The organism is Pseudomonas gingeri (assembly GCF_013386165.1).
Classification (GTDB): Bacteria; Pseudomonadota; Gammaproteobacteria; order Pseudomonadales; family Pseudomonadaceae; genus Aquipseudomonas; species Aquipseudomonas gingeri_C.
Genome location: NZ_JACAOS010000021.1, coordinates 453,377 through 479,546, shown reverse-complemented (window position 1 = coordinate 479,546; position 26,170 = coordinate 453,377). Strand labels below are relative to the sequence as shown.

At 57.1% G+C, this 26,170-nt stretch carries 30 protein-coding genes and 1 pseudogene; 19 read left to right on the top strand and 12 right to left on the bottom strand.

What is annotated here, in order from left to right:
- Window positions 1–23 precede the first annotated feature (23 nt).
- On the top strand, window positions 24–599 hold the full coding sequence (locus tag HX866_RS27325) for a TetR/AcrR family transcriptional regulator (RefSeq protein WP_177100888.1): 576 nt from the start codon (window positions 24–26) through the stop codon (window positions 597–599).
- Between the two features lie 429 nt (window positions 600–1,028).
- On the top strand, window positions 1,029–1,682 hold the full coding sequence (locus HX866_RS27320) for a TetR/AcrR family transcriptional regulator (protein ID WP_256345020.1): 654 nt from the start codon (window positions 1,029–1,031) through the stop codon (window positions 1,680–1,682).
- 38 nt (window positions 1,683–1,720) lie between these two features.
- Here HX866_RS27320 and HX866_RS27315 read toward each other — a convergent pair.
- The 7 genes and pseudogenes from HX866_RS27315 to HX866_RS27285 all read right to left on the bottom strand — a co-directional run.
- Window positions 1,721–1,948: pseudogene (locus HX866_RS27315) on the bottom strand (Arm DNA-binding domain-containing protein); the annotation flags it as partial.
- Between the two features lie 421 nt (window positions 1,949–2,369).
- Window positions 2,370–3,275, bottom strand: a complete 906-nt coding sequence (locus HX866_RS27310; protein ID WP_177140793.1) for an alpha/beta fold hydrolase — start codon at window positions 3,273–3,275, stop codon at window positions 2,370–2,372.
- 126 nt (window positions 3,276–3,401) lie between these two features.
- The gene (gene acuI / locus HX866_RS27305; protein ID WP_177140842.1) at window positions 3,402–4,388 is read right to left on the bottom strand and encodes an acrylyl-CoA reductase (NADPH); all 987 of its coding nucleotides are present in this window, start codon (window positions 4,386–4,388) and stop codon (window positions 3,402–3,404) included.
- Window positions 4,389–4,429: 41 nt separating this feature from the next.
- Window positions 4,430–4,585 (bottom strand): hypothetical protein, encoded by a 156-nt coding sequence (locus HX866_RS27300; protein WP_177123778.1) that lies wholly within the window; start codon window positions 4,583–4,585, stop codon window positions 4,430–4,432.
- A 136-nt stretch (window positions 4,586–4,721) separates the two neighbouring features.
- On the bottom strand, window positions 4,722–5,591 hold the full coding sequence (locus tag HX866_RS27295; RefSeq protein ID WP_177140792.1) for an alpha/beta fold hydrolase: 870 nt from the start codon (window positions 5,589–5,591) through the stop codon (window positions 4,722–4,724).
- Window positions 5,592–5,704: 113 nt separating this feature from the next.
- Window positions 5,705–6,493 carry an SDR family NAD(P)-dependent oxidoreductase gene (locus HX866_RS27290; protein WP_177140791.1) on the bottom strand — a complete coding sequence of 263 codons (789 nt, stop codon included), beginning with the start codon at window positions 6,491–6,493 and terminating at the stop codon, window positions 5,705–5,707.
- A 68-nt stretch (window positions 6,494–6,561) separates the two neighbouring features.
- Complete coding sequence (locus HX866_RS27285) at window positions 6,562–7,656, bottom strand: alkene reductase (protein WP_177140790.1); 1,095 nt, start codon at window positions 7,654–7,656, stop codon at window positions 6,562–6,564.
- A 146-nt stretch (window positions 7,657–7,802) separates the two neighbouring features.
- On the opposite strand from HX866_RS27285, the gene HX866_RS27280 reads away from it, so the two are divergent.
- The 6 genes from HX866_RS27280 to HX866_RS27255 all read left to right on the top strand — a co-directional run bounded on the left by HX866_RS27280 (window position 7,803) and on the right by HX866_RS27255 (window position 13,609).
- Entirely contained in the window at window positions 7,803–8,384 is a 582-nt protein-coding gene (locus HX866_RS27280) for a TetR/AcrR family transcriptional regulator (protein ID WP_177140789.1), read from the top strand.
- A 78-nt stretch (window positions 8,385–8,462) separates the two neighbouring features.
- Entirely contained in the window at window positions 8,463–9,461 is a 999-nt protein-coding gene (locus HX866_RS27275) for an AraC family transcriptional regulator (RefSeq protein ID WP_177140788.1), read from the top strand.
- Between the two features lie 336 nt (window positions 9,462–9,797).
- Entirely contained in the window at window positions 9,798–10,880 is a 1,083-nt protein-coding gene (locus HX866_RS27270; RefSeq protein ID WP_256345019.1) for a zinc-binding dehydrogenase, read from the top strand.
- An 86-nt stretch (window positions 10,881–10,966) separates the two neighbouring features.
- Window positions 10,967–11,497, top strand: coding sequence for a 2,4'-dihydroxyacetophenone dioxygenase family protein (locus HX866_RS27265; protein ID WP_177140787.1), 531 nt, complete (start codon window positions 10,967–10,969; stop codon window positions 11,495–11,497).
- A 33-nt stretch (window positions 11,498–11,530) separates the two neighbouring features.
- Window positions 11,531–12,592 carry an alpha/beta fold hydrolase gene (locus tag HX866_RS27260; RefSeq protein ID WP_177140786.1) on the top strand — a complete coding sequence of 354 codons (1,062 nt, stop codon included), beginning with the start codon at window positions 11,531–11,533 and terminating at the stop codon, window positions 12,590–12,592.
- A 147-nt stretch (window positions 12,593–12,739) separates the two neighbouring features.
- Window positions 12,740–13,609 carry a transporter gene (locus tag HX866_RS27255; protein WP_177140785.1) on the top strand — a complete coding sequence of 290 codons (870 nt, stop codon included), beginning with the start codon at window positions 12,740–12,742 and terminating at the stop codon, window positions 13,607–13,609.
- A 454-nt stretch (window positions 13,610–14,063) separates the two neighbouring features.
- Here the strand turns inward: HX866_RS27255 and HX866_RS27250 are convergent, their stop codons facing one another.
- On the bottom strand, window positions 14,064–15,050 hold the full coding sequence (locus HX866_RS27250) for a hypothetical protein (RefSeq protein ID WP_177140784.1): 987 nt from the start codon (window positions 15,048–15,050) through the stop codon (window positions 14,064–14,066).
- A gap of 242 nt (window positions 15,051–15,292) precedes the next feature.
- Between HX866_RS27250 and HX866_RS27245 the strand changes: the two genes are divergently transcribed.
- The gene (locus HX866_RS27245; protein WP_177140783.1) at window positions 15,293–15,892 is read left to right on the top strand and encodes a hypothetical protein; all 600 of its coding nucleotides are present in this window, start codon (window positions 15,293–15,295) and stop codon (window positions 15,890–15,892) included.
- 169 nt (window positions 15,893–16,061) lie between these two features.
- Here HX866_RS27245 and HX866_RS27240 read toward each other — a convergent pair whose 3' ends face one another.
- The 3 genes from HX866_RS27240 to HX866_RS27230 all read right to left on the bottom strand — a co-directional run bounded on the left by HX866_RS27240 (window position 16,062) and on the right by HX866_RS27230 (window position 18,317).
- Window positions 16,062–16,607, bottom strand: a complete 546-nt coding sequence (locus HX866_RS27240; protein ID WP_177140782.1) for an NADAR family protein — start codon at window positions 16,605–16,607, stop codon at window positions 16,062–16,064.
- A 104-nt stretch (window positions 16,608–16,711) separates the two neighbouring features.
- Window positions 16,712–17,989, bottom strand: a complete 1,278-nt coding sequence (locus HX866_RS27235) for a DUF1173 family protein (RefSeq protein ID WP_177140781.1) — start codon at window positions 17,987–17,989, stop codon at window positions 16,712–16,714.
- 22 nt (window positions 17,990–18,011) lie between these two features.
- Window positions 18,012–18,317 carry a hypothetical protein gene (locus tag HX866_RS27230; RefSeq protein WP_256345018.1) on the bottom strand — a complete coding sequence of 102 codons (306 nt, stop codon included), beginning with the start codon at window positions 18,315–18,317 and terminating at the stop codon, window positions 18,012–18,014.
- Window positions 18,318–18,880: 563 nt separating this feature from the next.
- Here HX866_RS27230 and HX866_RS27225 point away from each other — a divergent pair.
- The 5 genes from HX866_RS27225 (at window position 18,881) to HX866_RS27205 (ending at window position 21,594) form a co-directional block, all read left to right on the top strand.
- Window positions 18,881–19,114, top strand: a complete 234-nt coding sequence (locus HX866_RS27225; protein ID WP_177105078.1) for a hypothetical protein — start codon at window positions 18,881–18,883, stop codon at window positions 19,112–19,114.
- Window positions 19,104–19,409 carry a hypothetical protein gene (locus HX866_RS27220; RefSeq protein WP_177140780.1) on the top strand — a complete coding sequence of 102 codons (306 nt, stop codon included), beginning with the start codon at window positions 19,104–19,106 and terminating at the stop codon, window positions 19,407–19,409. Before HX866_RS27225 ends, HX866_RS27220 begins: the two co-directional genes overlap by 11 nt.
- 473 nt (window positions 19,410–19,882) lie before the next feature.
- Entirely contained in the window at window positions 19,883–20,182 is a 300-nt protein-coding gene (locus HX866_RS27215; protein ID WP_177140779.1) for a DUF1640 domain-containing protein, read from the top strand.
- Window positions 20,183–20,367: 185 nt separating this feature from the next.
- A complete protein-coding gene (locus tag HX866_RS34495; protein WP_256345017.1) occupies window positions 20,368–21,000 on the top strand; it encodes a hypothetical protein in 633 nt (210 codons plus the stop codon).
- A 228-nt stretch (window positions 21,001–21,228) separates the two neighbouring features.
- Window positions 21,229–21,594, top strand: coding sequence for an HNH endonuclease (locus HX866_RS27205; RefSeq protein WP_177140778.1), 366 nt, complete (start codon window positions 21,229–21,231; stop codon window positions 21,592–21,594).
- A gap of 46 nt (window positions 21,595–21,640) precedes the next feature.
- Here the strand turns inward: HX866_RS27205 and HX866_RS27200 are convergent, their stop codons facing one another.
- On the bottom strand, window positions 21,641–22,051 hold the full coding sequence (locus tag HX866_RS27200) for a hypothetical protein (protein ID WP_177140777.1): 411 nt from the start codon (window positions 22,049–22,051) through the stop codon (window positions 21,641–21,643).
- A 267-nt stretch (window positions 22,052–22,318) separates the two neighbouring features.
- On the opposite strand from HX866_RS27200, the gene HX866_RS27195 reads away from it, so the two are divergent.
- The 5 genes from HX866_RS27195 to HX866_RS27170 all read left to right on the top strand — a co-directional run bounded on the left by HX866_RS27195 (window position 22,319) and on the right by HX866_RS27170 (window position 26,046).
- A complete protein-coding gene (locus HX866_RS27195) occupies window positions 22,319–23,695 on the top strand; it encodes an AAA family ATPase (protein WP_371319291.1) in 1,377 nt (458 codons plus the stop codon).
- Window positions 23,692–24,417: a retron system putative HNH endonuclease gene (locus HX866_RS27190; RefSeq protein ID WP_177140776.1), complete on the top strand. Its 726-nt coding sequence runs from the start codon at window positions 23,692–23,694 to the stop codon at window positions 24,415–24,417. The genes HX866_RS27195 and HX866_RS27190 overlap by 4 nt, the downstream gene beginning before the upstream one ends.
- A 5-nt stretch (window positions 24,418–24,422) precedes the next feature.
- Window positions 24,423–24,746: a low molecular weight protein tyrosine phosphatase family protein gene (locus HX866_RS27185; protein WP_218179780.1), complete on the top strand. Its 324-nt coding sequence runs from the start codon at window positions 24,423–24,425 to the stop codon at window positions 24,744–24,746.
- An 89-nt stretch (window positions 24,747–24,835) separates the two neighbouring features.
- On the top strand, window positions 24,836–25,231 hold the full coding sequence (locus HX866_RS27180) for a hypothetical protein (RefSeq protein WP_177140775.1): 396 nt from the start codon (window positions 24,836–24,838) through the stop codon (window positions 25,229–25,231).
- 278 nt (window positions 25,232–25,509) lie between these two features.
- Window positions 25,510–26,046 (top strand): GNAT family N-acetyltransferase, encoded by a 537-nt coding sequence (locus HX866_RS27170; RefSeq protein WP_177140774.1) that lies wholly within the window; start codon window positions 25,510–25,512, stop codon window positions 26,044–26,046.
- Window positions 26,047–26,170: the final 124 nt, after the last annotated feature.

The window sequence follows — 26,170 nt, the reverse complement described above, 5'->3', positions numbered from 1 at the left end:
GATCTGGGGAAACGAAGAATCTAATGAGAGTCAGTAGAGTGGAGGCGGCTCAGAGCCGCGAGCGAATCATCGAGTCAGCTGCGAATCAGTTTAGGCAGCATGGCTTTGACGGAATTGGTTTAGCCGAGCTGATGAAGTCCGCCGGGATGACCCACGGCGCTTTTTATGGGCACTTTGAGTCCAAAGAGGCGCTGATGGCGATAGCTGCAGAACGCGCAATGAATAATTCGGTTGACGCCTGGCAAGAATTGGCGAAAACCTCTGAGAAAGACGCATTTCACACAGTCGTTTCTAGTTATCTTTCTCCTGCGCATCGTGACAAGCCCGGCGCTGGATGCACACTTGCTGCATTAGGAGCTGAGTCCGCTCGCCACAGTTCTCCAGTCCGCGTCGCCTTCACTAAAGGCGTCCGCGCTGCTGTCAAACTCCTGATCAGCCTTGTACCAGGGGAATCAGAGCGCGCTCAGAGAGAGCGAGCTCTAGTGACTTACGCGAGCATGGTTGGCGCACTTGTTCTCGCTCGGGCCGTCGATGACGATGAGCTTTCTGAAGAAATACTGCGGTCCGTGCTCGTATCGATTGCTCCTAATAAGGCATAAAAATTAAATATTTGTGGAGTACGCACGACTCCGAAGAAAAAAATGCATGCTAGCAATCTGCCAGACATTCGATGTCGGTTACGTCTGCCCTCGACCTACAAGTATCACCTAACTAGAGCCGCCGGAAAGCTGATGCCTCCAATCATGTCAAGCAGCCGTCTTGCTTGGATTTCGGTACACCACGAGCCACGCTGTGAGCGATCACCAGCCCGGTAGACGTGGGCCCCTCGTTCGAGGGCGGCGAAGATTTAGTCACGCAAAATAAATGACAAGCAAAATCCAGACAATAGACTTCTATTGTCATTTATTTTTTGCTGTCAGCAACCATCGGAATGTCGCTTCAGACGATCGTTTTCCCTCGCGCTGACTGTCGAACGGTCAGGCTTTCGAGGAGGCAAGAAGCTGGAGACGGGGAAGCCGGCTCTATATATGATGGTAGAAATTTATTTTAGCGGGGTCGATATGCCTAGAGTTTCCCGTGCGCAGACTGAGCTCAACAGAGTGAAGATTATGCAGACCGCCACAAGGTTGTTTCGCGAGAGAGGCATTCAAGGCATCACCTTGTCGGAGGTGATGAATGAATCTGGCCTCACGAACGGTGGCTTCTATGGTCATTTTGCGTCGAAGGAAGCCTTGGTAAATGAGGCCTGCGCGCAAGCATTTGAGCAGTCGGCAATCGCATGGCGTGAGAAGGTCGCTGTGCACAGTAAAAAGAGCCGAGCTCGCAAGGCGATCGTCGATCATTATCTTGTCGAGCGTAAACGCGATCAGCACGATGGCACTTGTCCCGTCGTAGCGCTTTCAGGGGAAATGGCCCACGAAGATGAGCAGTCTGCAATTCACCAAACCTATCTCCGCGGCCTGAAAACGCTCATCTCAACTTACATGTCGACCATTGAGAGCGATGACTTGGCTGAGAGTGAAGGAGCCAAGAGACAAACCGCTCTGGTTGAGTATTCGCTCATGATTGGAGCCATGACTTTAGCTAGAGCAGCGGGCCAGGCGCCCATCTCAGGAGAGATTATCAAGGCAGCCAAAGCCTTTCTCAGCAAAGACTGTTGGACCCCGCCGCAAGCTAAGTGAATAGCTGTCAGTGCCAAGACCAGGCGCCACTTTGAAGGGGCCACCAGACTACGTGCCTGGTCAGGGGCGCGGCAGGCGTCCTTGAGGCCAATTTCCGGATAGGTGCCAAGGGAAATGCGTGCCTGCCTGCCCAGCCAGTAAAAGCGGAAGTGCCAGTATTTGCAGCCCTTGGGTCCCACGTACAGGGACAGGCCGTCAATATCTTTGAGAGCATAGGGTTTAGCGGCAGGCTTCGCCTGGCAAACAGCGGTATCGGTCAAGGCCATATTGCACCTCCTGTCTCGATGGATAGAGGAGATATGCCTTGATCCCAGTGCCGGACTCCAGCAAGAAACCGAACCGCAGCGCCGCCAAATCAGATGTACTTATTGATGTACTTAAAATTCGTGGCTGGGGGTGGTTTCCAGTGGACGCCACTGGAACGAAAAAAGACGCCGAAGCGTCTCTTTTCAATGATTTACAGACTTCTATGGAAGTCCATGGATTTCTGCAAACCTTAATGTGGAGCGGGAAACGACACGAATCCCCGCGCCGGATCTCCTTGAAAACCTTGGGCTTGCGTAAATCCCGTGGGTTTCGATGTGCTCAATTTTGTACTCATTCGGGGCGACTGGCAACCCAGTCGTGTGGAACCCTATCCGGCCATCATCATTTGAATAACCGTCAGAAGCAGGTACTGGGTCGCGCTTATGTCCCTCGCCCCTCCAGTAAGGGATAGCGTGCCAAAAATGCGGCGACGCGCTCAATGACCTCGCCCGGTTCGGAGTCAGGAAAAAAATGCCCTCCCGGTATCGAAAATGCCTCCATGACAGTACAGCGGTCTACCCAAGTACCCGGTAAATTATAGTGTTTGGCCATCGCACCCGAGGCGCCATAAAGGATCAGCGCCGGAGGAGTGATACGTCGCCCGGAGTCAGACATATCGTCTTCCAGATCCACAGTGAGCGTTGCACGATAGTCGTTGCAAAGCCCGGCGATCGTCGCGGAATCACGCCAGGCTTTCCGATAAGCCGCGAGCTGGTCGGCATCAAAATCGTTCACCCCTGCCGCGCCCCAACCGAAAAGGCAGGTCTCGAAAAAGAAATCGGGGTCCGCCTCAATCATGCGTTCCGGAAAGGGTGCGGGCTGAGCAAGGAAAAACCAATGCCAGTAGCTGCGGGCTACGTCCTTGCGTAGATCTGTCAACATCACAGCCGTGGGAACGATATCCATCAGCGTGACACTCGCCACCACCCCCGGATGATCCAGCGTCATCCGGTACGCAGTGCGCGCGCCGCGATCATGTCCAACAAGATGGAACCGTTCATGTCCGAGCGCACGCATCAACGCGACCTGATCGGCAGCCATGGTCCGAAATCCATAGTTCGACAGATCTGACCGAGCCAGTGGCTTGTCCGATGCGCCATACCCGCGCAAATCAGCACAGACAACCCTATAACCACGCGCGACCAGTTCAGGCGCGATACGCGCCCAAAGCGCCATGGTCTGCGGAAAGCCGTGCAGCATCAATATAGGTTCGCCCTTACCTGCGACAACGCAGGCAATTTCCAAATCGCCTACGGTCATTCGGTGCGTTTCGAAGTTCTCAAACATTGGGTCGCCTCTCGTTATCGCTGCACAACGCCGTTCCCCAACCTCTCGTCCATCCACGTATTGAAGCAATACCGATGGACGAGCGTTGTAGTTACATCATTTCGCATTCCTGGATGAGTGGTGTGGTCACGCGTTGACGTCAACCACCACACGGCCTTGAACTTTACCGTCGAACATCCGACCGACCACCACGGGCACCTCCGCAAGCCCAATCACCTGCGTCGTGCGCGCGAGCTTGCTCAGATCAAGATCACTCGCCAATCGCATCCAAGCCTGGAGTCGGGACTCGTACGGGGCATTGACGGAGTCGATGCCAGCAAGGGTCACGTTACGTAGAATGAAAGGCAGCACTGACCCTGGAAGATCCAGCCCCTGAGCCAGGCCGCAGGACGTCACCACACCGCGATACTGGGTTTGCGCCAATACGTTCGCCAGGGTATGACTGCCGACCGAGTCCACTGCGCCCGCCCATTTCTCAGAGGCTATAGGAGCTCCTGGGGCTGAGAGTGTTTGGCGGTCGATGATCTGTGCCGCACCCAGGCTGGTCAGATAATCTTGTTCCTCGACACGGCCGGTCGACGCGACCACGCGATAACCAAGACCGGAGAGAATGGCAATCGCGATTGAGCCCACACCGCCATTGGCGCCAGTGACGAGAATGTCTCCACGAGCCGGTGTAAGGCCACCATGTTCAAGCGCCAATACAGAGAGCATCGCCGTGTAGCCAGCCGTACCAATCGCCATTGCGTCCCAGGTCGAAAAAACGTCCGGAATCTTGACCAGCCACTCGCCTTTCACACGTGCCTTCTGAGCAAATCCGCCGTGATGGGTCTGACTCAGCCCCCAACCGTTGGCGACGACGCGATCTCCCACCGCAATGCCTGGATAAGCCGATGCCTCGACGGTGCCAGCAAAATCGATGCCGGCAATCAATGGAAATTGCTTGATGACGTCTGCGTACCCACTCAGGGCCAGTGCGTCCTTGTAGTTAACGGTCGAATAATCGATCTTGACGGTCACATCTCCAGGCATGAGATCTTGCTCATGCAGGTCAACGACACTAACCGAAATCCTATTATCGGTCTTTGTTGCGAGCAGTGCTTTGAACGTCATCATCTTCTCCTCAACGACCGAGATGGTCGAAATCAATTTATCTATCTTTGCTGCTGTCTTGCTTTCCACTCCAGAGGGTTTACAACCGCCGCATGAATCTGAACTAGAACATCTTCCTTACCCAATTCAGGTTCCGGCATTTCGGCAGCTCGTAACGCCACCGTCTTTCCATAACCATCGATAATGAATGCTTTCATGATGGGGCAGACCTCCAAAACTTCAGGTTGAAATCGGTTCGCGATAGCGTGTATTCGAACAGCGGTATGTCTGGTCGTGGCGACCTCTCACTTCTCGCGTAAGCAAGAGGCTCAGTACAGGACAGGTCATGTTTTTTCACCGTGCCTGGTCGAGGAACGACAGTGCCCTCCACACAAAGTTGACGTGATTCTGGAAAATCGCGCCGTGCCCGGCATCTTCGTAAATAACCAGTTGCGCGTTAGGAATACGGTGCGCCATATCAGTACTGAGTACAGTGGGCACCATGATGTCGTTATCACCATTGGCGATCAGTACCGGAATTCCGAGGCTGCCGAGATTCTGGGGGGACTGTCGCCCCCATGCCTTGATCGCCTTTAGTTGTCGTAACAAGGCTCGTGGCGTGGGTCCTTTGTCCCGACTCTCCTTGCGCTCCTTCAACCGCTTCAGAAAGGCTTTCGCCGCTTGGCGACCATTGGCCGTGGAGGTGAAGAACATATAGAATTTCGGATCGCGCAGTGTCAGCAAGCCTTTGATCATCAGTGGCCAGGATGCCGCCCCTACCTTGTCAATATCCTTGCCGCCTGCCGGCCCCGTACCGGTCAAAATGAGCTTTCGCACCAGATCCGGTGCTTTCAGCGCGATGTCTTGCGCCACGAATCCCCCCAGGGAAAAACCAAGCAGATCAACCTTCTCGAAGCCCAGAGCGTGGATCAAAGCGATCGCATCCAGTGCCATTTTATCGATAGTCACGGGTGCGGTTCCGCCCGACGTGCCGATCCCCCGGTAGTCAGTGGCGATGATGCGATGCCTGCTGGCCAGGCCATCGACGATCCGCGGGTCGAAGTTATCCAATACCGCGCCCCAATGATTGAGAAGAATCAATGGCACGCCACTGCGAAGTCCCAGGTCACGATAGGCAAACACAGTCCCCTCGACATTGATCGAGCGGTTCTCGGTATTTATATAGGACATACCCGATCCAGGATATTCGTCGGAATGGGTCATTGTTTACTCCTGGCTGATGTGGACCGGAAACCCTGGGATGGGAGGTCCCAGGCGATGTTCCGGTGATTGAAAGGTGGCCCTCCCCGGCCTCTACTACGCATCGCGGGAGAGGTTTATGAGGGCGTGCGATACCGCACTGCCGCATGCGCCTGCCTGATATCCGAAATCAGCCCCTGCCGTGCTGTTTCAAGGACATCCCAGCGTTCGGCATCGTGCAATGGCGGGATAGTCACCTGTTCACGCCGATCGAAGCCGACCAACGCTGCATCCACCAGCTCACCTACTTCCATCATGTCGGGCAGCGTAATGACGTCGATGCCCGCATGCCCCCAAAGCTCCGTGCGAGTTGCGGCAGGAAGTACGGCTTGAACATAGACGCCCTTGGGCGTGAGCTCCAGACTCAACCCCTGGGAGAGGAACAATACAAAGGCCTTGGTGGCACCATAGACCGACATGCCGAACTCCGGCGCCAATCCAACCACCGAGCCGATATTGATGATCGCACCTTCGCCGGCCTGTGCAAGCCGAGGGGCGACTGCACTGGCAAGCCGGACCAACGCGGTGGTGTTGAGTGCGACGAGCCGACCGACATCGTCGGTCGTCTGCTCGATGAAACGTCCAGACTGAGCAGCTCCCGCATTGTTGATAAGGATTCCGATTCGAGCATCATCGCGCAGGCGCTTCTCGACAGCGGCCAACTCGTTGGGCTGGGTGAGATCGGCCTGGAGGATATCGACGACGACGCCGTTTTCCTCGCGCAGGCGGGCCGCGAGCGCCTCCAGCCGTACTACGTCGCGAGCCACCAGCACGAGGTCGTGGCCGCGGCGTGCGAAGCGCTCGGCGTAGGTGGCGCCGATGCCGGTGGATGCGCCGGTAATGAGAACTGCGGAACGGGTGGTCATGTATTGGCTCTCTTCATCAGGTGAACCCATGCTTGGGCATGCAACATACAAATGGGGCTGTTCCAGCGTTACAGGGCGCTGGAGCTCGCGAGGGCCGGGTAGTCGATGTACCCCGCGGCACCGCCGCCAAAGAGTGTGGACGGATCGAGTGCCGCCAATGGCGCCGCTGACTTCAGACGCTCCACCAGGTCTGGGTTGGCAATGAACGGACGCCCAAAAGCAAAGAGGTCGGCTTTGCCTTCGATGAGCCGGGAGGTCGCGAGATCCAAGTCATAGCCATTGTTGGCGATGTAGGTGTTCTTGAAGCGCCGACGCAAGGCGTCAAAGTCGAAAGGCGCGACATCCCGCGGCCCACCGGTCGCGCCCTCGACGACATGCAGGTAGACGATGCCCAGGGCGTCGAGCTGGTCGACGGTGTAATCAAACTGCGCCTGCGGATCGCTACTCGAGACTCCGTTGGTTGGCGAAACCGGTGAAATACGGATGCCGGTACGCTCAGCGCCGATCTCGTCCACTACGGCCGCAGTCACTTCCAGCAGCAGACGCGCGCGATTCTCGATGGACCCTCCATAGGCATCGGTACGTACGTTGGCGCTGTCCTTGACGAACTGGTCCAGCAGGTAGCCATTCGCACCGTGGATCTCGACGCCATCAAAGCCTGCGGCGATTGCATTTGCCGCGGCCCGACGGAAATCGTTGACGATCCCCGGCAGCTCACTGAGCTCCAGTGCCCGAGGCTCAGAGACGTCCGCAAAGCCATTGTTGACGAACGTCTTGGTCTCGGCCCGGATGGCCGAGGGGGCCACCGGAGCGGCACCGTTCTCCTGCAAAGAGATGTGTGAGACGCGACCGACGTGCCACAACTGCAGGAAAATCCGCCCACCCTTTGCATGGACGGCATCGGTGACCTTGCGCCAGCCGTCGATCTGGGCCTGCGAGTAAATGCCGGGCGTGTCTTGATAACCCTGTCCCTGCTGCGAGATCTGCGTGGCCTCGGAAATCAGCAGGCCGGCTGACGCCCGTTGACTGTAGTACGTTGCAGCGAACTCACTCGGCACAAAGCCTGCGCCGGCGCGGTTGCGCGTCAGCGGCGCCAGGACAACCCGGTTGGAGAGTGTCAGGGAGCCAAGGGTGTAGGGCTCAAACAGAGTTTCGTTAGTCATGGCTTTTTTCCACGCTGATTGATGGTGATGGTGGGCGAAGCTTTATGATGATGATCATAATCCTACTCGTCAACGACTTTGATTACGATTGACATCAATGTATATTGACCGCCTGACTGTTGGCAGAAGCAAAGAGGCATCTGGATATGAAAGTCACCAAAGCGCAAGCGCAGGCGAATCGGGCGCACATCGTCGAGACGGCCTCAGTCCTGTTTCGTGAACGTGGCTACGATGGCGTGGGGGTGGCGGAATTGATGGCGGCTGCCGGTTTCACCCATGGCGGGTTCTACAAGCACTTCCGTTCCAAGGCCGATTTGATGGCTGAAGCCGCCGCGAGCAGCCTTTCGCAGACCCTGGCCAATAGCGCAGGCCTTGACGTCGTCGAGTTCATCAATCTTTACCTGTCGCGCGAGCACCGTGATGCCCGTGGCGTTGGCTGCACAATGGCAGCCCTCTGCAATGACGCTGCGCGTCAATCAGAGGAGATCAAGGCGACGTTTGCCGGCGGAATCGAAAACACGCTGGCATCCTTTGAGCGCGAGGGCGGGGCGCAGGTTGAAATGGATCAGCACAAAGCGCGGGCAAAGATGATCGACATGCTGGCCCGTACCATCGGCGCGGTCGTTTTGTCTCGCGCCTGTCCGGATGACTCGCCGCTGGCAGAGGAAATTCTCGACGTTTGCCGCCAGGAGATTCTCGCATCCCTGTCACCGTCGGCGGCTGATTAACAGTCCGATCCGGCCTCATCGTCAGATGCCCGTATACCGAGCGTAGATTTCGCAGAGAGTGCAGGTCGTTAAACGACTATGACAGATTTAGTAGCGGGCATAGGACTCCTCCATTTCGCAAATCTGGTTGCCAGTCTCGGCGGCAATCCTGAGCGCCTGCTGCGAGCTCATGGCGTGGATCCCTGCGCAGCCGGGGCCGCTGAACGTCTTATCAGCTACGGAGCAATGGCCGCAGTGATCGGCTCTGCGGCATTGGAGCTGGACTGCCCGGACTTCGGAATGCGCCTCGGCAAACGACAGGGCATCGAGATTCTGGGGCCGGTAGCGGTCCTTGTCCGTCACGCCGAGACCGTCGCCGACGCGATCGAGGGGGTCTCGCACTATCTTTACCATTGCGCGCCACCCGACATCGCCGAGCTGAAACGCGGACCGCGGTCGACGGTATTAACCTTTGAAATCGCGTTGCGGCAACTGTCTTACCGGGATCAGATGATTGAAAAAGGCTTGGTGGTCTCAATAGAGGCCTTGCGCCTGATGCTGGGTGAAGACTTTGTGCCGCTACGAGTCACGATGAAGCATCACCCCCTTTCTCCCCCCGAGACCTACCGCAAAGTCTTCGGTTGCCGCGTCGAGTTTGGCAGTGACTTTAACTCCGTGCATTTCCCCAGCGAAGTGTTGAATCGTGAGATTCGTGGGCGGGATCCCACGGTGCTGGCCCTCGCCGAAAATTACCTCTCCCAGATCGGACAGATGCTTCCTCTCGTCGACCACGTACGCGAGTTGATCCATCGCATGCTGCAGGTCGATCAGGCCGACCTGATCTCGGTTGCACAAGCCTTGATCATCCATCCTCGGGTCCTCCAGCGCAGGCTGGCCGAATCCGGCACCTCTTTCGAGAAGATACTCGATGACGTGCGCCGGGAAATGGCCTGGCAACTGTCGGCGCGGGGAATGCAGGTCGCGCAAATCGCGAGCCTGCTCGGCTACTCCGAACAAAGCAGCTACACCAGGGCTTGCCGCCGCTGGTACGGCGAGTCTCCGCGGCAGTTGATCACACGCCGCAATAACACCCTCTGAACGTCTACTCCCTGCGCAACGTCACCATTTTCCTGCCTGCCTCGAGGCGGTCTTGCGCTGAATGGCAAACCTTGCACAGCGACCTCTTGAGACGACATGAGTCGCGAAATGCCAAATAAAATTCGTGCAATGCCAAGTTCAGGGAGAGGTGATCTGACAAATTAATAAAACCAATAAAAAAGAGCGGGATGCCCTCCCGCCGCAGAGGATCAGAAAAATGAGCACTAACGCGTTCAGCATTCTTCGTGAGCTCTATCAATGCCCTATCGGAACGAGCCGACTCAGCAACGGCCGCGCCATACATCCCAAGTCACCACTCGATGGCCGGAGTTGCTCATGAGCATGCGCGCCGTCGTCATGCGCCACGGCAGCCTTGCGCTGGCCGAAGCGCCTATCCCCCGGCCTGGAAAGGGCGAAGTCCTGGTCAAAACCCTCGCGTGCGGGATCTGCGGAAGCGACCTGCACTGTGTCAAGCATGGCGCCCAGTTGCTTTCAAGCGTGAAAGAAGTCGCGGGTATCGACCTCTTCGATGTTGATGAGCCCGTTATCCTCGGTCACGAAATCTGCGGTGAAGTGGTCGACTATGGTGCGGACTGCCGCCGGACGCTTTCGCTCGGCACTCGGGCAGTCTCGGCGCCCTTCCTCCTGCGCCCGCAACCGGTGACCTTGGGCTTCGGTGGGCTCGATACACCTGGCGGTTATGCCGAGTACATGGTGTTGTCAGAGGACCTGCTGATTCCCGTTCCCGAGGCAATTCCCAACGACATCGCAACACTCGCCGAACCGCTCGCCGTGGCGCTTCACGCCGTTAACCGGGGCAACCTGGGGGCTGATGACGTGCCGATCGTCATTGGCTGCGGTCCTATTGGACTCGCGGTCATTGCGGTGCTCAAGATGCGAGGCATTGGTCCGATCGTGGCCGCTGACTTCTCGCCATCGCGACGCGCCATGGCAACGAAGCTCGGTGCCGACGTTGTGGTCAACCCAAGGGAAAATTCTCCCTATGACTCGTGGAAGGCGTTGGCGGGTACGTCGGACCCCGCCCGATATGGTCGGCAGACCGGGATGTTTGCCGGGTTCCCTTTCCGACCGTCAGTGATCTTCGAGTGCGTCGGCGTACCGGGGATTATCCAACAGGTTCTGGCTGGCGCGGCCCCCTGCTCCAAGGTGGTGGTGGCCGGGCTCTGCATGGAGCGGGATAGCTTCTATCCGTCCTTCGCCATCATGAAGGAAATCGACCTCGCTTTCAGTATCGCCTATTCGTTCGAAGAGTTCGCGCAGGCGTTCGACCATATTGCCTCGGGTCGCCTCCAGGTCGATGCGCTCATCACCAGCCATGTCGGACTGGATGGCGTACAGGATGCTTTCGACCGGCTCGCCGATCCGGAAAGAGACGCCAAGGTCATCATCATTCCATGAACGGCTGAGCGCGGCCGGCGAACAGTGCCGGCCGCTATCAACTGTCTGGGCTCACGCAACACCCTAACAATAACAAGGGCTATCCCATGACCAGTAAACAGGCTGCAAGCAAGGCTCCGGTTTTCTCACTACCGCAGGACCGATTGCTCACACTCAACGTCAATGACATTCCGATCCTTAAGGATGCGGCTGGCCCCGGCGTCAGTTTCCAACCGCTGTTCATTGACCCCGAGCTCGGTATCTGGACGGTGATGGGTATCTTTGCCCCGGGCGCGAAACTGCCCACTCACCTGCACACCGGTGGCGTCCATGGCTACACATTGAAAGGCAGCTGGATTTATACCGAGTATCCGGACCAGATTCAGACAGAGGGCTCCTATCTCTACGAACCCGCCTCATCGATGCACACCTTCTACGTTCCCGACACGAACAGGGGCGATACGGTCGTTCTCTTTATCGTGAATGGGGCCAACATCGGTTTCACTGACGACGGCCAGTTTCACTCAGTGCTCGACGCAATCACGGTGCAGAAACTGACCGAGCAATGGACCCAGGTGAACGGCACTGACGGTGTCCAATACCTGACTGGCGGTACCGCACGATACGCCCACAACTAGGTGACCGAGCTTGCCCACAATGAAGGTGTTTCAATGAATACCAGCAACTGGGAATCAAGAACTGTTCAAGCCAATGGACAACGTATCCACCTGACCATCGCCGGCTCGTCGGGGCCAGTGGTCCTGCTCTGCCATGGATTTCCCGAATCCTGGCATTCGTGGCGGCACCAACTGGCAGCCTTGTCAGCCGCCGGTTATCGCGCGGTAGCAATGGACATGCGCGGCTATGGCAGGTCCTCCAAGCCCAGCGAGGCCATCGCCTACCGTATCAGTGAACTGGTGGCGGATTGTGTCGGAGTCGTAACGGCACTCGGTGAGTCCAGTGCCGTGATTGTCGGCCACGACATCGCTGCGCCCGTAGCCTGGACTGCGGCATGGACAAGGCCAGATGTTTTTCATGCTGTTGTCGGCATCAGCATGCCTTTCGGCGGCCGTGGACTGGCCTGCCTGCCAGGCAACTCCTTTGGCGTGGTCCGCCCCAGCATCGCGGAGCGGGAAATCGCCGGACCGGACCTACTGTTTTATCAGGAGTATTTCTGCCTTCCCGACAATCGTGCACTACGCGATGCCGAGAGCGACCTTCGTAGCTGGCTCGCCAGTGCCTTCTACAGCCTGTCCGCTGACCGCCCCCTGCCGCCGGAGCTCCTCGGTGTTGATCTGACCCGATTGCCCGAAGAAATGCTGAAGCCATTCGTACGCGCCACGATGTGTGTGCCCCGATCAGGTCAATTCGACGACATGCTGGTGAAACCGGATGCGTTGCCCGCCTGGTTCAGTCAAGACGATCTGGATTTTTGTACCGCTGAACTGGAATACAGCGGACTTGCCGCCCCCCTCAATTACTACCGCAACGCCGACCTCGATTGGGAAGAACTGGGTCAATACGAGGGCAGGACAATAGACATGCCCTCGCTCTTTATCGGAGGGGACCGCGACGTTTCCACCATCTGGAGCCAGCAAACGATCGCCCGCGCGAGTGAGCGATGCACCGACCTGCGCGGAACGCTCATCATCAAGGACTGCGGGCACTGGATCCCGCAGGAAAAGCCCGAAGCCGTCAATGAGGCGTTGCTGACCTTCCTGCAAAGCCTGTGACCACTCACTGAGTGATTGGTCGGGCCTGGCTTGACTGGGCCCTCCCCCTACTGCACCAGAGCAACTCGTCTTGATCCAAGTCTTGAGTGATGGACGAGGTCGCCTTAAAAAAAGCTAACAACAACAATAATATAGCGGGTGAAAACAATGAAAATCACGACGTTCAGGACCGCAATCTGCCTCACGCTGGTACTCGGTTCGGAACACGCCGCAGCGCTTGACCTCGCCCCCGGCGACTATGTCCATCTGCCAGCCGGAACCGTCGCGCTGGTGCACTACGCCAACTACGCAACAGGCAGCCAGTTCAAGGACAAGAACGGCAACGAGGTCCCTGACTCCAGTGACCGGCTGGTCCTTGGAATAGAGCGTGCACTCTACTATGGCGAAACAAATGGTATCGACTGGGCGGTGCAGGCAGTCTTACCCTTCGGCAAGATCACAGACGCTAGAATAGGTGGCAGCGAGCTGCCCAGGAACAACGGCGTGGGCGACCTGACATTAGGTGCCGCGGTTTGGGCGATGCACTCCACGGACCCGACCGGCACCACGCTCGGTTTTACCAGCTACATCACCTTGCCGACCGGTACCTACCATCCTTTGCAAGCCTCGCTGGGCTCGGGAGCAGTCGCCCTGACGCAGCAGATCGGCTTCAGCCAGGGACTTGGCCATGGCTTCAAGCTGGACGCCTCGGCGGATGCCAACTTCCGCTTCGATCACACCAATGACGGCATCCAGGTCAGCCACGATCCCAACTATCAGCTCCAGTCGTATCTTAGCTACAATTTAACGCCGGCCACCGCCCTGTCCTTCGGCTATTCCGGCACCTTTGGCGGCAAAACGACCTTGAACGGCATCGACAGCGGTACCCGCACCCGCGAAGACCAACTCCGCGTCTTTGCCAGCACCTTCGTCGCGCCAACGGTGCAGATTCAGGGCATGGTGGGCACCGACATCAATGTGCGGGGGGGCTTCCAGCAAGACCTGATCCTCCAACTGCGTGTCGCAACCTTGTTCTAAGCCTCACTTCAGCCACAATGGGTACGTCGTCCCAAGCAAGGCGCCGTACTCATCGTGCCCTTCCTTGGGCTCCAAATTGAAGACACTTCCGAATTACAGCGATCCTGTACTGGTCATCAGTACTTCATCATCTGACTGCTCAGCTCGGAGCCCAAATTTCTGATACTGTTTAACATAGTGAATCACCTATTAAATAGATAAGTTGGCAACTTAACGGTTTAGCAGCCGATGACTGATAGCCTTCTTTAATCATTGAATCTGAATTGCGGTGGGTTCGAGAACCTGATCTCGCAGACGTTAGGTGTCAGTGGCAAGGGCTAGTGCGTCCTTGTAGTTAACGGTCGATATGTAGTGGTCAACTGATCCCGGACACCTTGATCACAAGTATTGCGACGGCCGTTTGAACTCGCCAGCTCCGCCGCACACGCTCACGCAAACGACCATACCCCAGAGACTAATGCTTGCTGTTAGCCGCTTGCCAAAGCGCCTCCAGCGTCCGCATTTGCTCAGCTTTTTGGCGCTGAACGCGATCATGGGACGCATGAACAGCCTCCTTCACCTCAGTGAAACGCGCCACAGACGAATCAAGCCCTCTGCAAGGGCCCATATCGGGTATCACGTCTCCTGGTTTTACGGTGGTGTTGCCTAAACAGTTCCCATCGAATGCCTTCATGCGGACGTTGAGAGAAGCTTCTTCCTGGATCATTTCCCGAATGGCTTGATCGATCGAATCACTTGCATTTCGGATGGGGGATTCTGAGGCAATAATCTGAGTCAACGCGACATCAACTTGCAACCCACGAGCATCAGAATCACCACCAGACGACATACGCTGAGCCCGTTGCATCCGCTCATTGACCGCCTTGCTCGCCCGAGTGAAGTAGGAGACGACACGCGGCTCCTCGCCGATTTGCTTTTTCGCTCTTGCCACGAACACATCAAGTGATTTTTCCAGATCCAGCGCGGATCGGTTCAGGACTTCCACCTGATCCGCCCTCACCTTCTGAAATTTGATCGACTGACTGGCTTTCTGCAACCGCTCTACTTCGGTGTTGAAATCGGCAACATTCCCACGCTCAAACCGATCGAGGGTCGTCATCCCAGTACTCGTAACCCCATTGAGTTCTAGACCTGAGTCGATGAGTGATCCGCTGACATTTTGCCCTGTGGTCTGACCGACCGGGAAAATCGTAAGGGTCAGATTATTATCGGCCACTGCGCCAATGACATTGACCGTTGCAGCGTCTATGACGCCGCCGGCTTTGAGACCGACGTGCTGCAGGCTACCCACGATTTTTCCGTCCGACGTTTGAGTCAACTGCAGTAACTCGGCATCTGACGGTCCCTTGGCAACATAGCTGCCGGAAACAGTGTGCTCAAAACAACCGGCCAACGCCAAGGTTAAGGACACGATCAGGACAACGCGTGCACGGTTTTCCATACCGTTCTCCTCCAGCCAGACACATCCAGTGTAGAGGGGCTGGAAATGTCCAATGAAGGATCTTTTCTATGAGCGCAAAACTGATGTCGAAACCCTGCAGTATCCGCACTCACTGAGCATTCCTTTCACCAGAGATGTCATTTTGACATCGCCGGCCTGGCGCGGTTAAATCTATTCGCGGTACGGCAGTCCTGTAGAAAACTGACTGTTATTTCTATTCGATGCCCTGTTATGGAGACCCTATGCGCACCTATGGCTTGTTGTACGCTCTACTGAGCTGGATGCTCGTCGGCTGCAGTATCCCTTATCAAACACCCGAAGCCTTAAGACAGATTGAACACGACCTGAAGATCCCCCAAGGTTCGGTACAGGCCCTGAGCCAGACCAACTGGTGCTACCTGCCCTATGGATCGGACCATGGTGGCGACGGCCAGTGCAGGGCCATACAAGGCTTGGGGATCCTCGCTGGCGACGGTTTGATACTGAGCACCTACTCCGGTGGCAGCTATCAGCGCTTCATCACCTTGCGCACCAGCGATGTGCTCTGCATCAAGACCTTCCGTGGTCGCGAAGCCGCCGAGAGCTTCTTTGCCTTCACCCGAGCGGGTGCCGCACAGATCATTCCGATGACCGCTAATGGGCACCTCAACACGCCGGTAAAAATCCAGTTTCTGGATTACCTGATCGGTCAGAACCAGCCGAGCGCCCTGGGTTCCGATAAGAGTTACGTCCGCGACACCGGCAAAAAGTCCTACTCCGCCGGAGTCATACAGGGCACAAAAATCCCCTACTTCTCGTCAGTAGCGGTCACAGAGGTCTTCAATCCCTGCCCAGAAAACTAGGAAAGCCCATGTATGGGCAGCTAGCTCACAATGCCCAAAACATCGCCCTGCGAGTGAGCGTCCGGATCAGTGCGGAGTCACTGTCCGGACGATCGTGGAATAGATGTCCGAGACGACACGACGTTTCTACAGTATCGGTCGATTGCTGCCAGTCAGCAGCCGACCCTAGTTAGGTTTCGTCACGAACCTGCATCAGCGCGAACCCCAGCAGATTCAGGCCACGCCACTGGTTGGGATTGTTCGCGTTTTCGTCGTCCTGGGCGAGCCCAATCCCCCAGATGCTATCCACGGGACTGGCCTCAACGATGATGCGAGATCCGGTCTCTTTGAGGAAAGCGTTCAATTCCGGGTTTTGGGAAAACTTGGCTTGGTTGGCTTGCACGACAATCGCATAGCGATGCTGCAGCCACAGCTCATCATTGAATCCGCGCACGTTGCGGCCCAGTGCTTTGGCTACATTGGGGGTGGGGGCCAGAAGCACTTGAGCCCGAATCTCCTGATCGCCAAATAAGGCAGCCTTCTGCGCCATCATGAAATGCTCGGCCGTTGGGTAATGTTGTCCCTCGACGACGAAATCGGCGTTGTACCACTGACTGAAGCACGAAGCCGTGATGCCCTTCTTGCTGCGTTGGTGTCCCCAGAAAAAAAGATAGTCGAGTGCCTCCCCTGAGTTGAAGCGGGTGCGCAGATCTTCCAGATAGTGGGCGTCGTGCAATGGGGCTTCCTTAGCGAATGGCTGTTGACGTAATAGATGGCTCACGAGGTGCCAGGGTAATGCTCGATTGAAGCGTTTTCTAGCGTTTGCTTGTGCCTTCACGATCAATCCGGGCAGGCGGCTGCACCTGCTTGCAGACAAGGTAATGCGGGCATCGACTGTCCTTTCGGGTCCTCTGTGGCCTCCCAGTTCCACCAACCCTCAACTCCGTAGACCTGGTCGTACCATTGGGTCTTTCGGGCCTTCTGCGCCAAGTACTCAGGCGTGTTCATGCCGAAGACCTCCAGGGGGAAATCCTGCTTCATGTCCAGTAGCCAGAAATCCGGGAAAAACTCGCACTCGTCGGCGTCGTAGCGAAGCGGTTTCTCGAAGCGGCGGCCGGCGGCGAACAGCTTGGCTTCCAGGATGGATTCGTAATCAGAGTCCAGCGGTATCCAGCGCTCGCTGACATGCATCAACGCCAGGTCCATCACCTGGGCGCGAGCACCGGGGTTACCGGCTTCAAGGTTGAGCTGAGCCATTGCCACAACCCGCTCTCCACGCTTCCAAGCGGCGAGTTCCTGCTTGAACCGCCTCTCGGTGTCTTGCCAGACCTCCGCGGGCACCTTCAGATAGGGCATGCCAAAGGGCCCTGCCAGCGGCAGCTTGAGGAGCGCGCCTTCGTGCTTGCCCGCATCGAAACGCGCCAATGGCGAGATGGCCATTGCGCGACGGTGGCGTTGGATCGCGTCCTGCACCACACTTTCGTTGGCGGTTTCAGCGCTGGAGCGAGGGGTAGCACTGAGCAGCAACACCTCACTCAGCGCCAGGCGCCCCACCTTGATCCGGCTCGCGGTTTTACGCAGCGCGCTGTGAACCAGTCCGCTGGTGCGCTTGCCGTCCATCGCGGGGTACCAGACGTTCAGCCGCGCCTCTTGCCACAGCAGGTGGAGTAAGCCCAAGAGAGTCATGGCAGGCTTGCGAGCACCCGCAGAGGGTTTCTGAATTGAACGGGGCTCGTGGGCGCTGCCGGCCTTGGCCGCTTGTTCGAGGAGGCCCCGCGCGAGCCGGATACGCAGAGTGCCGTCATCGCCCTCCTCGACCACTCCCCGCTCATAGCCTTGCATCCCTGACCGCTCTGGCGCAGGAGAGTAGAAGCGGCATTCGTTGGCGTGTTCGGGTCCCGTGCTCGCGAACCTGGCCAAGTGGAAGCCGTCGGTCTCATCACGGCGTTTGATCGCCAGCTTGCGCTCACCGTTGCCCGGGCACCGGCATGTGCCGTGGGCGCGACCATAGGCCTTCTCAAGCACAGACTTCCAGCCGGTGGCGAACTCACTGTCGGTCTGGAATATTGCAGTGAACGTTTTGCCGCCGATGGCGACCGGGAATCGCTCAGACACCATACCCAGGCTCTCCTTGCCTTACTCACTCAACAGGTAATGCGGTACGAATGTAACCCTGTCGGTCGTGCAGCTCTAACCCCTGGGACGTTACAAGGTATTTGGCACCGAATTTGTCACCGATCTTGACGTACGTCTTCCCCGTTTTTTCCAGCCGGTACCGGCCACTGCTGCCGTCGCCGTTTCGACGTACCAGATAGTAAGTTCCGCTGTCGTTCAAGATGGTAAAGACCGCATTACCAAACGCAGGGGAACCCAGATCGTCGTACCACTTTCCGACGGTCGATTCTGCAGCCAAGGCCACCACACACCATAGTGACAGGGCCGTCATGGCCATCCATTTCCTGTACATAGCATCCTGCTCCTTCGTCAATGAGTCCTTTGCTGCGACCAAGACGCTCTAGTCATCAACCACAACGTTCACAGCATACCCTGTCGCGGTCCATCAACACCCGCCCAGGTCACTCTCACTGCCCAGCAAACGACACACACCCGCGCCCCCTTACGCTCGCAAACGGCCGACCACCGTCCACCGGGGTAAGGTCCTCACCCCCGACTTGCGCTCTGCACCACCTGAAGATTGCCGCCCAGATCATTGACACTCAAGACGCTAGGCATAAGGCCACGAAAACCTGGGAAACGTCTGACTATCTCTTCCTGGGGGTTTGGATCGACTATCTGGGCTGGTTCGCTGTCGTTGACAGCACCTTCCCAGGTAGCCAGGACCTTCAAGGTTACAGTGGGCTTTCAAGCTCATCGGTCATCTGTAGTTCGCTCAGCATTCGGAAGCGCGAACAATCGTCGAGTCTCCTCGTCGACCGAATGCGCCCGCCACCGTGACGGAAATCCTCCGTCTGGTGGATCTCCTGATCGACTTTCCGTACAGGAGACAACATGACACTTGCGATCACGATCTACGACGCGTTGACGACCGCTAACCTTCCCCCTGACACAGCCAAAGCGGTGGTGCACGTTTGGGAGGCCGAAGAGAAAAAACTGGCATCAAAAGCTGACCTCAAGCGGGTCAAGACTCATTTGATACGGGCCATCACGCACTTAGGCGTTGAGCTGAGGGCAGAACTCAAGGACCCACGGTCGTCCACATTAGAGGTTCGCCATGCTCTGTAACCCACACCGCTTGCCGCTGCTTATCAAAATCGGCCTTTTAGCCGCACAAGCAAACGTCCACACGAGGTTGTACAAGAAATTCCCCATCGTCATGGGTCCCGCCGTCACTGACCCCTATGACTTTCTGGACGAGGAACTTTGGTATTGCGTAGATGAGCTCGTCAATGAGCTAGCGGAAATGGACCACCGGAACAGCTTTTACCCCGATGCCAGTCCTCTCCTCACCGAGTTCGGTTTGCTACGCGATTACTGGGACATACGAGACCGACTAGATCCCGATCCAGAAGAGAACTGATGGCCTGATCAAAAACGTGATGTTCTCAAACCTGCCCTCTTGGGTGAGACGAAAAGTACGTTCCCTGCCTTTCTTCGTTCCAACACCCGCGCCATCAAGAGGCGGGTGGTGGCACTGGGCGTGTTGCGTAAACGGATGTGCGTGCCGTCCGTGAAGCCCCAGACGGGCAGCACACTGGCACTCAAGGCGCTAGGCACAAAGCCACGAAAACCTAGGAAACGTCTGACTAGCTCATCCTGGCGGTTTGGATCGATTATCAGGACTGGTTCGCTGTCGTTGACAGCACCTTCCCAGGTAGCCAGGACCTTCAAGGCTACAGTGGGCTTTCAAGCTCATCGGTCATCTGTAGTTCGCTCAGCATTCGGAAGCGCGAACAATCGTCGAGTCCCCTCGTCGACCGAATGCGCCCACCACCGTGACGGAAATCCTCCGTCTGGTGGATCTCCTGATCGACTTTCCGTACAGGAGACAACATGACACTTGCGATCACGATCTACGACGCGTTGACAACCGCCAACGTTCCCCCTGACAAAGCCAAAGCGGTGGTACACGCTTGGGAGGCCGAAGTGGAAAAACTTGCATCAAAAGCCGACCTCAAACAGGTCGAGACTCATTTGACACAGGCGATCACCAACTTAGGCGTCGAGTTGAGGGCAGAACTCAAGGAGCAGCGGGCCGAGCAACGGTCGTCCACCCGGATCCTTCAATGGAGCATCGGGGTGACGTTTCTCTGTGTATCGGCCCCCTTTATCCGAAGTGTGCTCGGGGTATAGACCCGGCCATCTTGGTTTGAGCCACGGTAACAATCCTCAGCCACCCGACCTTCATCGGAGGCCCACTTGTGACAAGGCGCTGACACCGGCCCTGTCCTGATTCACCACCTATTCAACCCATACGGGGAGCACGCCCCCGTACGGGTGCAGTGTCTCTCCGTATTGGGCTTTTCTGGAGAGACCCTATGCAACTGAACGCTTTCACCCCGCAGCAACAGCAGCTGCTCAAACTGCCGATCGTGCTCAGTGAGCGCACCTGGCAGGAAGCCGTTTACACCGAACATCCTTTTGCATGGATGGAGTTTGAGCAACGTCTGACCGACGTCATACGGGCCAGTTATCGGGCCATTCTGGAACGGCCCGAGCTAAGGGTGCCTTACTGCTGTGACTTCGGCCTCTATCGCTTGCCACCCGAGCATCAGACGTCCGAGTTTCACTGGTTGGACCTGCGCCTGATCGTCGAGCAAGACCAGGGTGTTCCGGTGCGGCTTCGGATCATGCTCCGGCACGAAGACCCACAAGCCACCCAGCCGCCTCGACCTCAGTGCTTTGAGTTCGGTCGGGTGCTGATGACGCGCGGTGTCGCTGAGCTCGTGCAACGAGGACAGTTGGACACACAGCTTTACCTGAACCGGCATCTGGCCGGTGATTGGGGCGACTTGGAAGAAGAAGACAAACGGAGCAATGAACAGGCGCTGCACGACGGCACCCGATTGCTCTCGGCCTACGACATCGATGCGGGAGACAACAGAAGGCTCTACATCATCACCGAGGCGGACAGGCGCGTCACCACCCTGCTGCTGCCCTATGAGTACTGACTCATTTCCCCTGCCCCAGCCTGACTGAGACTTCTCGACCGTCTGCTCACCCTCCCCGGTGAGCAGACGGCTTCCCCCTTACCGCAACGTGGTGAAACCGAGGTGCTGGGCTCACTGGCGGTGCGAACACCGTGTCGAACCCCAGGTGCCCCGAGGCCTTGAATCCGTGAAGACGGTGCAAGGCCTCTGACAGCCCAGCGGATTGGCTTTGAATCCAGGAGGTCTTCAGTGTCCAGCTCTCTTGCAAGAGCACGCGCCTATGCGTTCTACAATCAGGAGGGTCGTTGCTGTTACTGCGACTACCCCATGTACGTCATCTCGCCCCAGAAATACGCGCAGCGCTATGGCTGCTCGATCAAACAGGCCCAGCAGATGCAATGCACGGCCGAACATCTGGTGGCCAAGTGTGAGGGTGGCTCAAACCGCGCCTCAAACATCGCCGCAGCCTGCAAGGTGTGTAACGTACGTCGGCATCAGGGCAAGGTCGCTCTGCCTTCGCACGCCTATCGGGCGCTCGTCCAGAGCAAAGTGCTGGAAGGTCGCTGGCACCCGTTTCGTCTGATGGGGTCAGTGGTTCATCCCATGGGGACCTAGCAGCCCGCCCATGGTCGTACTCACGACCATGGGCGGGTGCCTTGGATTAACCGCGAAGGCGGTGCTCAGTGAACTCATAATCTTCCTGGCAATCGCCGGAAGGGTCTGACGCCACATTCACGAAATGCACCGTGTCGGCATCGATCACCTTGTAGGTGTAGACATCGGGCAAAGGCACGCCATCGGTTCTCAACTCTCGCTTACCGTTGGCAGCAGACCAACGACCATGCTCAGTTTGAATCAGCTGGGTCTGCTGGGCATCCCAGAAAAAGGTGATGGAGAAGCTGCCGTCGGGTTTGAATTCATTGTTCCAAGAGAGGAACTGACACTTGCCGTTTTCTGCCCGTTTGCCTGTCCACGCCCCTATCAAGTAGGGATCGTTGGCCGGCTTGTTGGCGGCGCAGCCACCTAGCGTTGCCGCCAGGACGATAAGGGCCAGGGAGACATTCCGTTTCACGTAGTGCTTCCTTCTTCAAATGAATGCCGTGCGTTGCGAACACCTGGCGTTGATCTTAATTGTAACGGCTTCGGACTAGGAATGGCTCACCTGGAGAGCTGTCCCATGCAGTGGCTGTCCTCACACCGATACCGAGACGCAATCTGTGACGCCCGCCCGTAGAGCTTTGCCTGGCATTTTTGTGGTTTGCATTTAGTATGCTGTTCCAACTGCGACACAAAGGTGCCCCTGTATGCCGGGCCAGGTAATGAAAACGGAGAAAATACTGTGAGGCTCGACAAGCTGCGCCTGCAGAACTATCGCTGCTTTGGCGCGTTCGAGATCGACTTCGATCCGCACCTGACCATCTTGATTGCCTCCAATGGTGGCGGTAAGACCTCCATTCTGGATGCGGCCCGGGTGGCGCTATGGCCTTTCATCAAAGCGTTCGACTTGGGCAGCCAAGCCACTCACTCAGCCACGATCCAAATTGAGGATGTGCGGCTCGCGCAGTTCAGCAGTGGCAACATGGAGTCTCAGGTCCCTTGCTCGATCCAGGCCTGGGGTGTTTGGTCGGACAGTGCCCATCAGGAACAGTGGCTACAGCAGCGCATCAGCTTGAAAAAGTCCACCAACACCTTGGGTGATACCGGTGTCAAAACCCTAAACGCACACGGCAAAAGGCTTCAAGAGCAGGTGCGCAGCGACGCGCCGGTGACACTCCCGATGGTGACCTACCTGGGAACCTCCCGGCTCTGGTACGAGGGACGCTTCACTTTCGCAGCCGCTCAAACGACACTCGATAAAACTGAATACTCCAGAACATCCGGCTACCTGAACTGCCTGGCTTATTCGTCCAGTTTCAAGACGTTCACCGCCTGGTACAGCTGGATCTATCGCAGCTACCGTGAAGCCCAATTGATTGGGTTGGAGCGCAATACCCAGTTGTCCGACACCGGCCAGCGCTTTGAGCAGATCATCACCGCCATCAAAGGCGCCATTGATCAGTTGCTCAAGACTTCCACTGGCTGGCACAGCCTGGAGTACAGCGCCAGCCATCAACAGCAACTGGTCATGCACCACCCTGAGCAAGGGGTGCTGCCTGTGGACAGGCTCAGCGATGGGCTGCGCAACACCATTTCCATGGTTGCCGATCTGGCCTTTCGTGCCTGCAAACTCAACCCCCATCTCGGCGAACGAGCTCCGCAGGAAACTCCAGGCATTGCATTGATCGATGAAGTCGACATGTTTCTGCATCCCCACTGGCAGCAAACAATCATCGGCTCATTGCGAGCCGCTTTTCCCGCCATGCAGTTCATCGTCACGACGCATAGCCCGCAAGTCCTCAGCACCGTCCGGCGTGAAAACATCCGGGTCATCAGCAAGGACGCCGAAGGCCAATTTATTGCGTCTCAGCCGCTTGCCATGACCTACGGCGAGCCGAGCAACAGCGTGCTCCACAGTGTGATGCAAGTTGATCCGCAACCTCCGGTGGATGAGAAGCAGGACCTGCTTCAGCTCACCGAGTGGGTGGACAAGGGCCGCTATGATGAGGAGCCGGCGGTTGCATTACTGCATAAGCTGAGCAGCGCGCTGGGTGAACAGCACCCTCAGCTTCAGCGCTTGCAACGCAGCATCAGACGGCAAAAGGCATTGAAAGGATGAGGGCGATTCGAAAGCGTGTAGAGGTTCCCTTTCAGCTGTCCCACGCACACACCAACCAGCCAACAACCCATGACGCCGCCTCCAGCCGGTGGGGCAGATTCCAACACAAAAAGCCAGTTCTGGACGCCCTGCTGATTGAGCAGTACGGTTTATGCTGCTACAGCGAAATTCGCCCGGATCGGGTGGGCTTGGGTTTGCACATCGAACACGTCGAGAACAAAAGCCAGCATCCCCAGCGCACCTTCGACTACAGCAACCTGGCGGCCAGTGCCTTGGATAGCCAAAACGATCTGCAGTCACTCAAGACGCAAGGTACCGAAGTCTTCGGTGGCCACGCACCCGGCAAGTCAAAGGGTGTCGATATCACCCGTTTTGTATCGTGTCATCAGGCCGATTGCTCGCGCTTCTTCGCCTATCTATCCGATGGTCGTGTGGTACCGGCTGACGGGCTGTCTCCTCAGGATGAGGACCGTGCTCGCTACACCATCAACCTGCTCAATCTCAACAGCCCCTATCTTCAAGATTTACGTCAGCGCTGGTGGGAAGAACTGGAAACGCTTATCGAAGAACACCTTGAGCACGACATGGACCTGCATTGCCTGGCGGGTGTTGACCTCATCCCCATCGGTCCCGGCCTGAGCCCATTCTTCAGTATCACGCGCAACTTGTTCGGGCGCATCGCCGAGGAGGTCCTTGAACAAGATGCTCCTGACTTGCGATAACCAGGATGAATGTACTGTTTGTCTGCGGTAAGAATCGGCTCCGCAGTCCGACCGCCGAGCATGTGTTTGCTTCCTGGCCAGGAGTGGAAACGGCATCAGCGGGTGTTGGCAATGATGCGGATGTCCTGGTGGATGCTGAGGTCCTGGCATGGGCAGATCTGATCTTTGTCATGGAACCCGTCCATCGCAGGAAGCTCACTGCTCGATTTCGTTCTGGGCTGGCGGGTAAACGTGTGATATGCCTCGACATCCCGGATAACTTTGACTACATGGCGCCTGAGCTGGTCGAGTTGTTGCAGGCCAGGGTGCGTCGGTTTCTACCCACCTGATGATCAGTTGGCTGGACCGATAACTACGATCTGCGACAGACGACCCGCAGGTCAATTTGCGTCGCCGTGCCCAAGCAGAGCAAATCGCAATGACCACGAATGAGAACAAAATGGCGCTTCACCGTTTGATGCTTGAGGCGGCCGAGACCGGGCTGAGTCTCAACGATATCGAGCCGATTGGAACACGGCTCGGGATCGATTCTCGTCATCTGATTAACGAGCTCGCACTCGCGGTAGCGAACGGTTTTGACGCAATGACCCTCAACTTCGACTTCTGTAACCAGGTCATGAATGGCGTGGAGGGTGTAGTTGCTCAGTTGGCCATCGAGGGTGAAACACCAGAGCCCGCCCTTTCCATCTATCTGGCTTTCGATGCCGGCGAGTTCAAACGTTCTGGCGACGCGATCGATGTTTGCCCTGCTGAGAAATACACGAGGCCAATGATTGAGCGAATCTTGCTTGAGACCCCAGATAATCGGAGCTGACCCGATACCGAGCGCAATGCCTCGGTCGTACGGTCCAAGCATTCTGGCGCCTCAAACTCAGGGGTCAGTTTCACAGTGGCGGTGACACCTTACTTGGGTTTACCTGCACAGCGGCGTTTAGAAGCCGTGCAAGGTTCGCCATTCGAGTGATGTTCGGCGCACGCCTGGCAACAGTAGTGCTTGCCATGGCGCCCGCTCAGCAATCGCGCACGGGACTCGCGATCAGAAGGAAAATTAACGATAGGATAGGTCTCCCCATTTTAGAGGCGGCAGATTGGATGCAGACCTTTGACCCGATTCGGGATTTTTTCGAGCCACGGCAGGCGCGTCGGCTGAGCAACAGACTTCCCGTCGTTCACCTGCAGGTTGATCGCACCGAGTGCCACCGAGACACGTTTCTGTTCCCGGCCCCCATGACCTTCGCAACGGTCGTGGGCGACAGTCAGCCTGTCGGCACGATCCGGTATGGCATCAATCCTCTGGGCGATCGCCTCTACATTTCCGAGATCAAGATCGACCCTGCCCATCAGCGCCGCGGCTATGCCTTGTCGGTGCTCTGGTTGTTGCACCTCTCCCATCACCTCCCCATCGTCCCCCTTCACATCTGGGGATCGGCCTATCCGTTTTGGACGGCAGCGGGTCAACAGTTTCGGGCCGCCGGCGCAACCATCGAAAAAGAGTTGCGCGCCGGCGAACTCGAAGAGGCCAAGCAGCGCTGGCAGCACCTGGTGCCGGAGCTTGAACACCTTCGTCGGATTCGTGAGTACGAGGCATCGCCTGAGTGGGCATCCCTCCAAGCGAACCGGTCGCACTGATCCTTTGATCGTACCGAGCAACGCCAGTGCAGATGGCGTGGCGGCTGCCGATCTTCAAGACTTGGCCTCCATCCAGCACTGGAGTAGAGCGACAGTTTTTGGAGGACTGACATACGCCTCACAA

Excerpts from the sequence above, each read along its gene's own strand:
- HX866_RS27325 (WP_177100888.1), top strand. The coding sequence starts at position 24 with ATGAGAGTCAGTAGAGTGGAGGCGGCTCAGAGCCGCGAGCGAATCATC.
- HX866_RS27320 (WP_256345020.1), top strand. The coding sequence starts at position 1,029 with ATGATGGTAGAAATTTATTTTAGCGGGGTCGATATGCCTAGAGTTTCC.
- HX866_RS27310 (WP_177140793.1), bottom strand. The coding sequence starts at position 3,275 with ATGTTTGAGAACTTCGAAACGCACCGAATGACCGTAGGCGATTTGGAA.
- acuI (WP_177140842.1), bottom strand. The coding sequence starts at position 4,388 with ATGACGTTCAAAGCACTGCTCGCAACAAAGACCGATAATAGGATTTCG.
- HX866_RS27300 (WP_177123778.1), bottom strand. The coding sequence starts at position 4,585 with ATGAAAGCATTCATTATCGATGGTTATGGAAAGACGGTGGCGTTACGA.
- HX866_RS27295 (WP_177140792.1), bottom strand. The coding sequence starts at position 5,591 with ATGACCCATTCCGACGAATATCCTGGATCGGGTATGTCCTATATAAAT.
- HX866_RS27290 (WP_177140791.1), bottom strand. The coding sequence starts at position 6,493 with ATGACCACCCGTTCCGCAGTTCTCATTACCGGCGCATCCACCGGCATC.
- HX866_RS27285 (WP_177140790.1), bottom strand. The coding sequence starts at position 7,656 with ATGACTAACGAAACTCTGTTTGAGCCCTACACCCTTGGCTCCCTGACA.
- HX866_RS27280 (WP_177140789.1), top strand. The coding sequence starts at position 7,803 with ATGAAAGTCACCAAAGCGCAAGCGCAGGCGAATCGGGCGCACATCGTC.
- HX866_RS27275 (WP_177140788.1), top strand. The coding sequence starts at position 8,463 with ATGACAGATTTAGTAGCGGGCATAGGACTCCTCCATTTCGCAAATCTG.
- HX866_RS27270 (WP_256345019.1), top strand. The coding sequence starts at position 9,798 with ATGAGCATGCGCGCCGTCGTCATGCGCCACGGCAGCCTTGCGCTGGCC.
- HX866_RS27265 (WP_177140787.1), top strand. The coding sequence starts at position 10,967 with ATGACCAGTAAACAGGCTGCAAGCAAGGCTCCGGTTTTCTCACTACCG.
- HX866_RS27260 (WP_177140786.1), top strand. The coding sequence starts at position 11,531 with ATGAATACCAGCAACTGGGAATCAAGAACTGTTCAAGCCAATGGACAA.
- HX866_RS27255 (WP_177140785.1), top strand. The coding sequence starts at position 12,740 with ATGAAAATCACGACGTTCAGGACCGCAATCTGCCTCACGCTGGTACTC.
- HX866_RS27250 (WP_177140784.1), bottom strand. The coding sequence starts at position 15,050 with ATGGAAAACCGTGCACGCGTTGTCCTGATCGTGTCCTTAACCTTGGCG.
- HX866_RS27245 (WP_177140783.1), top strand. The coding sequence starts at position 15,293 with ATGCGCACCTATGGCTTGTTGTACGCTCTACTGAGCTGGATGCTCGTC.
- HX866_RS27235 (WP_177140781.1), bottom strand. The coding sequence starts at position 17,989 with ATGGTGTCTGAGCGATTCCCGGTCGCCATCGGCGGCAAAACGTTCACT.
- HX866_RS27230 (WP_256345018.1), bottom strand. The coding sequence starts at position 18,317 with ATGACGGCCCTGTCACTATGGTGTGTGGTGGCCTTGGCTGCAGAATCG.
- HX866_RS27225 (WP_177105078.1), top strand. The coding sequence starts at position 18,881 with ATGACACTTGCGATCACGATCTACGACGCGTTGACGACCGCTAACCTT.
- HX866_RS27220 (WP_177140780.1), top strand. The coding sequence starts at position 19,104 with ATGCTCTGTAACCCACACCGCTTGCCGCTGCTTATCAAAATCGGCCTT.
- HX866_RS27215 (WP_177140779.1), top strand. The coding sequence starts at position 19,883 with ATGACACTTGCGATCACGATCTACGACGCGTTGACAACCGCCAACGTT.
- HX866_RS34495 (WP_256345017.1), top strand. The coding sequence starts at position 20,368 with ATGCAACTGAACGCTTTCACCCCGCAGCAACAGCAGCTGCTCAAACTG.
- HX866_RS27190 (WP_177140776.1), top strand. The coding sequence starts at position 23,692 with ATGAGGGCGATTCGAAAGCGTGTAGAGGTTCCCTTTCAGCTGTCCCAC.
- HX866_RS27185 (WP_218179780.1), top strand. The coding sequence starts at position 24,423 with ATGAATGTACTGTTTGTCTGCGGTAAGAATCGGCTCCGCAGTCCGACC.
- HX866_RS27180 (WP_177140775.1), top strand. The coding sequence starts at position 24,836 with ATGACCACGAATGAGAACAAAATGGCGCTTCACCGTTTGATGCTTGAG.
- HX866_RS27170 (WP_177140774.1), top strand. The coding sequence starts at position 25,510 with ATGCAGACCTTTGACCCGATTCGGGATTTTTTCGAGCCACGGCAGGCG.